Genomic DNA, 8,995 nt, shown 5'->3' with positions numbered 1-8,995 from the left:
AGTCCGCCATGGCCAGCTGCTCCAGGCGGTGGCCGCCGCGCAGCATCTCCTGCACGGCGGATGCCGCGCTGGTGGCCAGGGACTGCGGCAGCACCACAAAGCCCAGGCGCAGTGCCGGGAACATGGTCTTGCTGAAGGTGCCCACATAGAGCACGGGCGCGTCCGGCACCTGGCCCTGCATGGCGGCGATGGGCGTGCCCTGGTGGCGGAATTCGCTGTCGTAGTCGTCTTCGATGATCCACGCGCCCGCGCGGCGCGCGCGCTCCAGCAGGTCCAGCCGGCGCGCCACCGACAGCACGGCGCCCGTGGGATATTGGTGCGAGGGCGTGATCTGGATCAGCCGTGGAGGATGGCTGTCCCACAGGCCGGGGGCGATGGCTGCGCCATCGGCATCCACGCGCAGTGTGCTGACGCACAGGTCTCCCCCCGCAAAGGCCGACTTGGCGCCCCGGTAGCCGGGCTCCTCCAGCCAGGCATGGTCGCCCGGGTTGGTGAGCAGTTGCACGCACAGGTCCAGCGCACCCTGGGCGCCTTCGGTGACGATGATGCGCGAGGCATCGCAGCGCACGCCGCGCGAGATGCGCAGGTGCTGCGCAATGGCCTGGCGCAGCGCAGGCTCGCCCGCAGGATCGCCATAGTCCAGCGTGGCGCTGGCGGGAAGGCGCAATGCGCGGTCCTGCGAACGGCGCCAGGCGGGCAGGGGAAACCTGTCCAGGGCGGGCGTGCCCGGTGTCAGGGGCAGGCTGCGGTCGATGGCATGGCGCGTGGGCGCGATGCGGTCCAGGCGCCGGGCCGTGCGGTGTGCGCAGGGGGGCGCGGCGGCCGCCTCGGCGGCTGCCGTGGAATGGGTGGACACAGCCGCCACGCGCGTGCCCTGCCGGTCGGCGACCACATAGCCTTCGGCCGCCAGTTGCTCGTAGGCGATGAGCACGGTGTTGCGCGAGACTCCCAGATCCTCCGACAGCGAGCGCGAGGCCGGCAGGCGGTCACCGGCCGGCAGCCGGCCCGCCAGGATGGCCTGCTTCAGGCGCTGGATCAGCTGGCGCTGGCGGGGAGCCGCTCCAGGGCCGGATTGCAAGGGACTGGTCAGCAGGTCGAAAGCGTGCATGCAATGGACGGCGTGGCACCATGAAATAAGGGGGATATGGCGCTTTCAATGATGCCACGCGGGCGCTATCGTGGCCCTGCCAAATGACCTGACCAGGAATCTCCCATGCCCCCCGCACTCAATGCCCACTCCCAACCCGTAGGCCACGACCTGCCCGGATGGACCCCGCGCCAGCGCCCGCCGCGCACGCCCATGCAAGGCCGCTACTGCCGGCTGGAGCCGCTGTCCGCCGCGCGCCATGCAGCCGATCTGTTCGATGCCTTCAGCCAGGCGACGGACGCCAGCGACTGGACCTACATGTCGGTGGGCCCCTTCGCGGATGCCCAGGCCTATCTGCGCTTTGCCGAGGCCGCCCAGGCCAGCGATGACCCGCTGCACCACGCCGTCATCGACCTGGCCACGGGCCGTGCCATCGGCTCGCTGGCGCTGATGCGCGTGGACACGGCCAGCGGCGTGATGGAAGTGGGCTTTGTCTGCTACTCGCGCCAGCTCAAGCGCACGCGTGCGGCCACCGAGGCGCAGTTCCTGCTGATGCAGCGCGCCTTCGACGAGCTGGGCTACCGCCGCTACGAGTGGAAGTGCGACAGCCTGAACGCGCCGTCGCGTGCCGCAGCGGCGCGCCTGGGCTTCCGGTTCGAGGGGGTGTTCCGCCAGGCCGTGGTCTACAAGGGCCGCAGCCGCGACACGGCCTGGTTCTCCATCATCGACAGCGAATGGCCGGCGCTGCGCGCGGCCTACCAGCGCTGGCTGGAGCCGGGCAACTTCGATGCGCAGGGCGGGCAGCTGCGTTCGCTGTCCAGCCTGATGGAGCCGGGAGCGCAGCCGGCTCAGGAGCCTGCCGGCGTGGCGTAGTAGGCCTGCAGCACCTCGATCAGGGCCTGCGCATGGCGCGGCAGCCGGCCCTGGTCGCGCACGAGGATGCGGCGCTCGCGCACGCTCCAGGCATCGGTCAGATCGATCAGCGCCAGCCCCATGCTTTCGCGGTTGCGCCGCGCAGCGCTCTCGGGAACGATGCCGATTCCCACGCCGGCGCCGATCATGCGGCACATGGCGTCGAAGCTGGACAGCTGTATGCGCAGCTTCATGGGCTTGCCCAGGCGCTCGGTCACACCCGCCAGAAAGGTCTGCAGCGTGCTGCCCTGCTGCATGCCGATGGCGTCCTCGTCCAGCGTCTCGGCAAACGCAATGCGCTTGCGCCGCGCAAATCGGTGGCCGCGCGGCGTGGCCAGCACCAGCCGGTCGGTGCTGAAGTGGATGGTCTGCAGGCCCAGCGTGTCCACCTGGCCGGCCACGATGCCCAGGTCGGCCCGGCCATCGAGCACGCCGCGCGCGATCTCGGCGTTGGGCCGCTCCTGCAGGTCCACATTCACGCGCGGGTGGTCGGCAAGAAAGGCGGGCAGGATCTCGGGAAGAAAGTCGGTCACGGCCGTGGTGTTGGCAAACACCCGCACATGGCCGCGCAGGCCGGCGCCGTACTCCTGCAGGTCGTGGCGCAGCTGCTCGGACTGCAGCAGCATGCCGCGCGCATGGTGCAGGAAGGCTTCGCCGGCCGGCGTGGGGCGCACGCCACGCGCCTCGCGGTACAGCAGGGGCATGCCCGCCTGCTCCTCCAGCGCCTTGATGCGCAGGCTGGCTGCGGCCAGGGACAGGTGCTGCCTTTGCGAGGCGCGCGTGAGGCTGCCCAGTTCGGCGGCATGCACGAACAGGCGCAGGTCCGTCAGGTCGAAGTGCATGAGGGGCATGAAAGGCGAAGAGGGCATGGGCGGGGTCAAGGCTTTGTCAATTCCGAAGGCCGGGTCAGGAAATGCGCGATTGTGCGCTGGCCCGGCACGGGCAACCATGCGGGCTTGCGACAAGAACAAATGGAGACATGACCATGCCGGATTCTTCCTTTCCCCTGCCGTCGAGCCTTTTGCACCGCCGAAGCCTGCTGGCCGCCGCACTCGCCTTGCCACTGCTGGGCCATGCCCAGGCCTGGCCCGCGCGGCCCATCGTGATGATCGTCCCGCAGGCGCCGGGCGGCACCAACGACATCGTGGGCCGGCTGGTAAGCCAGAAGCTGGCCGAGGTGCTGGGCGCCAGCGTGGTGGTCGAGAACCGGCCTGGTGCGGGCGGCAACATCGGCACCCAGGCCGTGGCCAAGGCGCCGCGCGACGGGCATACGCTGCTGATGACCATCAGCAGCAGCCAGGCCATCAACCCCGCGCTGTACCGCAAGCCGGGCTTCGATCCGGTGAAGGACTTCCGGCCCATCGGCCTGATCGGCTCCGTGCCCAATGTGCTGCTGGCCCATCCCGGCTTTGCGGCCAAATCCGTGCCCGAGCTGATCGCCATGGCCCGGGGCCGGCCCGACGAGTTCCGCTATGCCTCGGCCGGCAACGGCACGCTCAACCATCTGCTGGGCGAGATGCTCAACAGCATGGCGGGCATCCAGCTGCAGCACGTGCCCTACAAGGGCGTGGCGCCCGCGCTCAACGATGTGCTGGGCGGGCAGGTGCCGCTGCTGTTCGGCAGCCTGCCGTCAACGCTGCCCCATATCCAGGCCGGCCGGCTGCGCGCGCTGGCCGTGAGCGGCGCGGCGCGATCGCCGCTGCTGCCCGATGTGCCCACCATTGGCGAGACCGTGCCCGGCTACAACGGCACGCTGTGGGTGGGGCTGTTTGCTCCTGAAGGCGTGCCCGCGCCGGTGCTGGCGCAGTTGCAGGACGGCATGGCCCGCGCGCTGGCGGCCGGCGATCTGCGGGGCAAGCTCGAAGCCTCCGGCGTGGAGCTGGCCGGCCCGGCCGACAAGCCCGTGTCACCGGACCGGATGGCGGCCCTGCTGCGCGAGGACATCGCCAAGTGGGCGCGCATTGTGAAGGACTCCGGCGCCTCGCTGGACTGAGCCCCGGCCCCTTCAGCCCTGCGGCTCCATGGCCAGCGCGAACAGCTCGCTGCGAAAGTGGATGCCCAGCCGTGCAAATGCGCGGTTACGGTAGGTCTTGACGGTGGGCAGGCTGAGGGACAGGTCGCAGGCAATGCCCTCATGCGTCATGCCCTGCAGCAAACGGGCGCACACATCGAGTTCGCGCGGCGTCAGGCCGGGCTGTGCCTGCAGCAGGCGCATGCGCAGGGCGGGCAATGTCTGGCGCTGTCTGGGCTGGAGGGCTGGGGACGCCGATGCCGAAGCCACGGCGGGCTGCGCCTGCGTCAGCGCAATGTGCTTGTGCGCCAGGGCCAGCAGCACGGGCGCCATGCTCTCGAAGCAGCCGATCTGCGCATCGCCCAGTGCCCTCTGGTGCTGGTGGCGATAGAAATTGACGGCAAACACACCGCCGTCGTCCTGATGCTCGACGATGGACACCCGCTCGGCCATGCCGTGCGCGTCGTAGACCAGGGCGCGGTGCTCGCCTTCCACCTCCTGGGCCGTGATGTGGCACAGCGCCGTGCTGCGTGCCGGCGCTGTGCCGCCGTGCTTCCACGTGCTGTCGCGCAGATGGGGGCCTGAGAGATAGGCGCGCCAGCACTCGCGCGTGGTGTCGCGCGCCTCGCTGCTGGCCGACAGGAACAGCTGCGGCCGGCTGCGCTGCCCCGTGCGGTAGACCGACCAGGAGGCGACAGGCAGCAGCGCGTTCATGGCCTGCAGCACCTGCAGGGCGAAGCCCGGCCCACCCAGGCTGGACACCATCTGGCCCAGCGCATGGCTTGACGCCTGGCCGGGCAAGGCGCTGGCGTCAAGGGCGGGGGAGGGGCAGGTCCAGTGTCTCAAGGGGGAAGGCAGGGGCGGGCAGGGCGCTGTCATCTTCCGGGATGACGGCCTGCCCGGGCAATGGTGCTTATGCTAGGTCCCGATCCCATTCACCGGAGCCCCAGAACCATGCCAGATGACGTGCCGCAGCTTGCGGCCTTGCCCGATCCGCGCTTTCGCTTCTTCGCCGACCTGAGCGTGCAGGTGGGCCCGCCGCAGGAGGTCGGTGCCACGGCGCACGGCGGGCGCCGGCTGATCCCCATCCTGGGCGGCACGGCCCGGGGCGACGGCTGGAGCGCGCGCGTGCTGCCCGGAGGCGCGGACTTCCAGCGCATCGTGCACGGCGGGCTGGCCGAACTCGACGCGCGCTATGTGCTGGAGACCGATGCCGGCGACCTGATCTATGTCTGCAACCAGGCCCTGCGCAGCGGCGACCCGGCGCACATGGCAAAGCTGGCGCGCGGCGAGCCCGTGGACCCCGTGCACATCTATTTCCGCTGCGCGCCCCGCATGGAGACGGCCAGCCGGGCGCTGGGCTGGATCAACGAACGCCTGTTCTTCGGCACCGGCGCGCGCCATCCCGACCGCGTGCAGATGCGCTTTCACGAGCTGCTCTGAGGGGGCCTTCCCCGCTTCGATACCTACAACACAGGAGACACAACACATGAACAACCCTGCATCCAAGGCGCGCCGCGCCGCCGTGGCCTGCACTCTTACCGCTGTGCTGGCCACCGGCCTGGCTCCCTGGGCCGCGGCCAGCGCCCAGCCTGCTTTTCCGAGCAAGCCCGTGCGCCTGCTCGTCGGCTTTCCTGCGGGAACGGGGCCGGACATCGTGGCACGCCTGCTTGCGCAAAAGCTGTCCGAGCAATGGGGCAACCTGGGCGTGGTCGTGGACAACAAGCCGGGCGCTGGCGGCCTCATCGCCGCCAGCGAGGCGGCACGCGCCGTGCCTGACGGCTACACGCTGATGCTGGGCGAGACCGGCCAGCTCAGCATTGCCCCCAACACCTACCAGCGCCTGCCCTACGATCCGCAAAAGGACTTTGTGCCCGTCAGCCAGGTCGTCACCTCCGACTTCGTGCTGCTGGTCAATCCGCAGAAAGTGCCGGCCCGCAATGTGCTCGATTTCGTGGCCTGGGCGCGCCAGCGCAAGGAGCTGTTCATCGCCACCTTCGGCGCCGGCACGCCAGGCCACTTCGGCGCCTTCATGTTCGGCAATGCCGTGCAGCTCAGGCCCGAGCCCGTGCACTACAAGAACACCAACGATGCCCTGGGCGGCCTGTTCAGCGGCGACGTGCAGGCCGTCTTCGCCACGGCGGCCCTGGCCGCGCCCCAGGTCAAGGCCGGCAAGCTCACGGCCCTGGGCAGCACGGGCGCCACGCGCACCCCGTCCATGCCCGATCTGCCGACCATCGGGGAGCAGGGCTATCCGTCACTGCAATTCAATTCCTGGTTCGGCGTGGTCGCGCCCGCGAAGACGCCGCCCGAGATCGTGGCCAGGCTGCAGGCCGACATCGTGCGCGCCCTGCAGCAGCCCGACAGCCGCAGCCGGCTGGAAGAGGCCGGTTTCCGCGTGACGGGCACCACGGGCGACGAACTCGCCCGCATCATGCGCTCCGACACGGTCACCTGGGGCAAGGCCGTGGCGGCCACGGGCTTCAAGGCCGATTGAAGCTCAGCGCTTGCCCGCAGCCGGCGCAGGCGTCTTGGGCGAGTAGTCGCAGTACGGCGCCACCACGCACTCCCAGCAGCGTGGCTTGCGGGCCTGGCAGACGTAGCGGCCCAGCAGGATGAGCCAGTGGTGCGAGTCCACGGCATAGGCCGGCGGCACGCGCTTCATGAGCTGCATTTCCACCGCCAGCGGCGTCTTGCCTGGCGCCAGGCCCGTGCGGTTGCCCACGCGGAAGATGTGCGTGTCCACGGCCATGGTAGGCTGGCCAAAGGCGACGTTCAGCACCACGTTGGCCGTCTTGCGGCCCACGCCGGGCAGGGCTTCCAGTTCCTCGCGCGTGCGCGGCACCTGGCCGCCGTGGCGGTCGACCAGGATCTGGCAGGTCTGCATCAGGTGTTTGGCCTTGCTGCGGTACAGGCCGATGGTCTTGATGTAGCCCTCCAGCCCTTCAAGTCCCAGGTCCAGGATGGCCTGGGGCGTATTGGCCACGGGAAACAGCTTGCGCGTGGCCTTGTTCACGCCCACGTCCGTGGCCTGGGCCGAGAGCAGCACGGCAGACAGCAGCTCGAACACGTTGGTGTATTCCAGCTCGGTCTGGGGCGAGGGGTTGGCGGCCTTGAGTGTGGCGAAGAAGGGTTCGATGCTGGTGGTTTTCATTGTGGGAAGCGCGTGTCCATCGATGTGGCGAGCATTGTCGTGCAAGTGTGATTTCTAGGACTGTTCTGGTTTTTGATGTCTGCGAGGGCCAGATCGTCTGGTTATGCCGTTGCGGCGTTGACGTGCTGGGGCCGCATGGCAATAGTGGGCCGGATCGATTCCGCCGACACCACACATACAGACAACACGCCACCAGGAGGGGGCGACCGCATGGCCACTCGCAAGATATCCGTTTCTCCCGCGATCGCGGCGGCGCAGACCCTGCTGGGTGATGTCCGCGACCTGATCGAGGCCGCGCGGCTTCGGGTGGCTTCCACCATCAACAGCGAAATGACCCTGCTGTACTGGCATATCGGCCAGCACATCCATGACTGCGAATCCGAGGTGCGGCAGGCCGGCTGCAGCGACAAGGTCCTGCCCTCCCTGGCCGGGCATCTGGTCCAGGGCTATGGCGGCAGTTTCTCGGAAAAGAACCTGTGGCGCATGGTGCAGTTCTCCACCACCTTTCCTGATGAGCCCCTGGTCATCTCGCCCACGCGGCAGTTGAGCTGGGCGCATTTCATCGCGCTGATTCCGCTCAAGGACGCCCTGCAGCGCGAGTACTACGCCAGCATGGCGAGCATTGAGCGCTGGAGCGCCCGCACGCTGCGCAGCCGCATCGATTCCCGGCTGTACGAGCGCACCGTGCTGTCCTTCGATGCGGACACGCTGGTCGCGCAGGAGCCCACGCAGCGAGCCACCGAGCGCATGTCGCCAGCGCTGTTCATGCGAGACCCCTACATCCTCGACTTCCTGGGGCTGCACGATGCCTGGCAGGAGGGCGACCTGCAGGCGGCCGTCATCCGCGAGATGGAGGCCTTTTTCCTGAAGTCGGGCATGGGCTTCAGCCTGGTGGCGCGGCAAAGGCACATGCAGATGGATGACCAGGATTTCCAGCTTGACCTGCTGTTCTACCACCGCAGGCTGCGGCGGCTGGTGGCGGTGGAGCTGAAGGTGGGCGAATTCGCGGCCGAGGACAAGGATCGGATGGAGCACTACCTGCGCTGGCTGGATCGGCATGAGCATGAGCCGGGCGAGGATGCGCCGCTGGGCATCATGCTGTGCTCAGGCAACAGCTCGGAGCAGATCGAGCTGCTGGAGCTGGGCCGCGGCGGCGTCCAGATGGCCGAGTATCTGCCCGGCCTGCCTGCTCGCCATGTGCTGGCCCAGCGGCTGCGGGAGGCCACGCGCCGGGCGCAGTGGCACTGGGCACAGTGCCACCTGGAAGTCGGGCAGGGCTGAGCACGGGCGCCGGCCTGCAGTCCATCCCTTCCGTCTTTCTCTGCTTCTTCTACTTCGTCTTCTTACCCGGGAGGCAGCAGCTCCCGCAGATGCTCCACGAAGGCCCGCACTCCCTTGGACAGCGTGCGGCCTGCCAGCGTCTGCAGCTCGATGGCGCGTGCATTCATGCCGCGTTCGCGTATGGGCACCGCATGCAGTTCGCCACGGCGCACACGCTCGCGCATGGTGACCTCACCACCCAATGACAGGCCGCCGCCATGCAGCACGAAGTGCACCAGGGTCTCGAACTGGCCGCTGACCAGGGCAGGCTCGAACACCAGGCGCCGGTGGCTGCAGGCAATGTCGAACAGCTGGCGCGCGGTGTTGGCGTCCTCGGGCAGGGCAATGGCATGGGGATGCATCTGGGCCAGGGTGATGCTGGCATGCCGGGCCAGTGCGTGGTCGGGCCGCATGATGGCGACCACGGGCGAGACCTGGCGGTGCCAGACCTCGATATCGCGTGCCGCCGCACGGCTGTAGGTCAGGCCGACATCGGCCTCGCCGCCCAGCA

At 69.0% G+C, this 8,995-nt stretch carries 10 protein-coding genes; 5 read left to right on the top strand and 5 right to left on the bottom strand.

Annotated elements, in window-relative coordinates:
* Positions 1-1,108: MocR-like pyridoxine biosynthesis transcription factor PdxR (gene pdxR / locus L995_RS25150; protein WP_231574525.1), on the bottom strand; the 1,108-nt coding region annotated here is incomplete at its 3' end.
* Positions 1,109-1,213: 105 nt separating this feature from the next.
* On the opposite strand from pdxR, the gene L995_RS25145 reads away from it, so the two are divergent.
* Positions 1,214-1,960 (top strand): GNAT family N-acetyltransferase, encoded by a 747-nt coding sequence (locus L995_RS25145; RefSeq protein WP_047474074.1) that lies wholly within the window; start codon positions 1,214-1,216, stop codon positions 1,958-1,960.
* On the opposite strand, the gene L995_RS25140 is transcribed toward L995_RS25145, so the two are convergent.
* Positions 1,936-2,841, bottom strand: coding sequence for a LysR family transcriptional regulator (locus L995_RS25140; protein WP_197065189.1), 906 nt, complete (start codon positions 2,839-2,841; stop codon positions 1,936-1,938). The two genes, L995_RS25145 and L995_RS25140, sit on opposite strands and share 25 nt — an antisense overlap.
* 143 nt (positions 2,842-2,984) lie before the next feature.
* Here L995_RS25140 and L995_RS25135 point away from each other — a divergent pair, with 143 nt between their 5' ends.
* Positions 2,985-3,992, top strand: coding sequence for a tripartite tricarboxylate transporter substrate binding protein (locus tag L995_RS25135; protein WP_043789713.1), 1,008 nt, complete (start codon positions 2,985-2,987; stop codon positions 3,990-3,992).
* A gap of 12 nt (positions 3,993-4,004) precedes the next feature.
* Here L995_RS25135 and L995_RS25130 read toward each other — a convergent pair whose 3' ends face one another.
* Positions 4,005-4,775, bottom strand: a complete 771-nt coding sequence (locus tag L995_RS25130; protein WP_047474088.1) for a helix-turn-helix transcriptional regulator — start codon at positions 4,773-4,775, stop codon at positions 4,005-4,007.
* A gap of 189 nt (positions 4,776-4,964) precedes the next feature.
* Between L995_RS25130 and L995_RS25125 the strand changes: the two genes are divergently transcribed.
* Together L995_RS25125 and L995_RS25120 are read left to right on the top strand one after the other, a co-directional pair.
* Positions 4,965-5,453 (top strand): DUF3237 domain-containing protein, encoded by a 489-nt coding sequence (locus L995_RS25125; protein WP_047474073.1) that lies wholly within the window; start codon positions 4,965-4,967, stop codon positions 5,451-5,453.
* A gap of 46 nt (positions 5,454-5,499) precedes the next feature.
* Entirely contained in the window at positions 5,500-6,507 is a 1,008-nt protein-coding gene (locus tag L995_RS25120) for a Bug family tripartite tricarboxylate transporter substrate binding protein (protein ID WP_047474072.1), read from the top strand.
* Between the two features lie 3 nt (positions 6,508-6,510).
* On the opposite strand, the gene nth is transcribed toward L995_RS25120, so the two are convergent.
* Complete coding sequence (nth, locus tag L995_RS25115) at positions 6,511-7,164, bottom strand: endonuclease III (protein WP_046240335.1); 654 nt, start codon at positions 7,162-7,164, stop codon at positions 6,511-6,513.
* 210 nt (positions 7,165-7,374) lie between these two features.
* On the opposite strand from nth, the gene L995_RS25110 reads away from it, so the two are divergent.
* On the top strand, positions 7,375-8,445 hold the full coding sequence (locus L995_RS25110; protein WP_016445246.1) for a PDDEXK nuclease domain-containing protein: 1,071 nt from the start codon (positions 7,375-7,377) through the stop codon (positions 8,443-8,445).
* Between the two features lie 62 nt (positions 8,446-8,507).
* Here the strand turns inward: L995_RS25110 and L995_RS25105 are convergent.
* On the bottom strand, positions 8,508-8,995 hold a 488-nt coding region (locus L995_RS25105), incomplete at its 5' end, for a LysR substrate-binding domain-containing protein (RefSeq protein ID WP_047474071.1).

It is taken from the genome of Delftia sp. ZNC0008 (assembly GCF_000799035.1).
Classification (GTDB): domain Bacteria; phylum Pseudomonadota; class Gammaproteobacteria; order Burkholderiales; family Burkholderiaceae_C; genus Comamonas; species Comamonas tsuruhatensis.
This window is presented reverse-complemented; position numbering and strand designations above follow the sequence as displayed.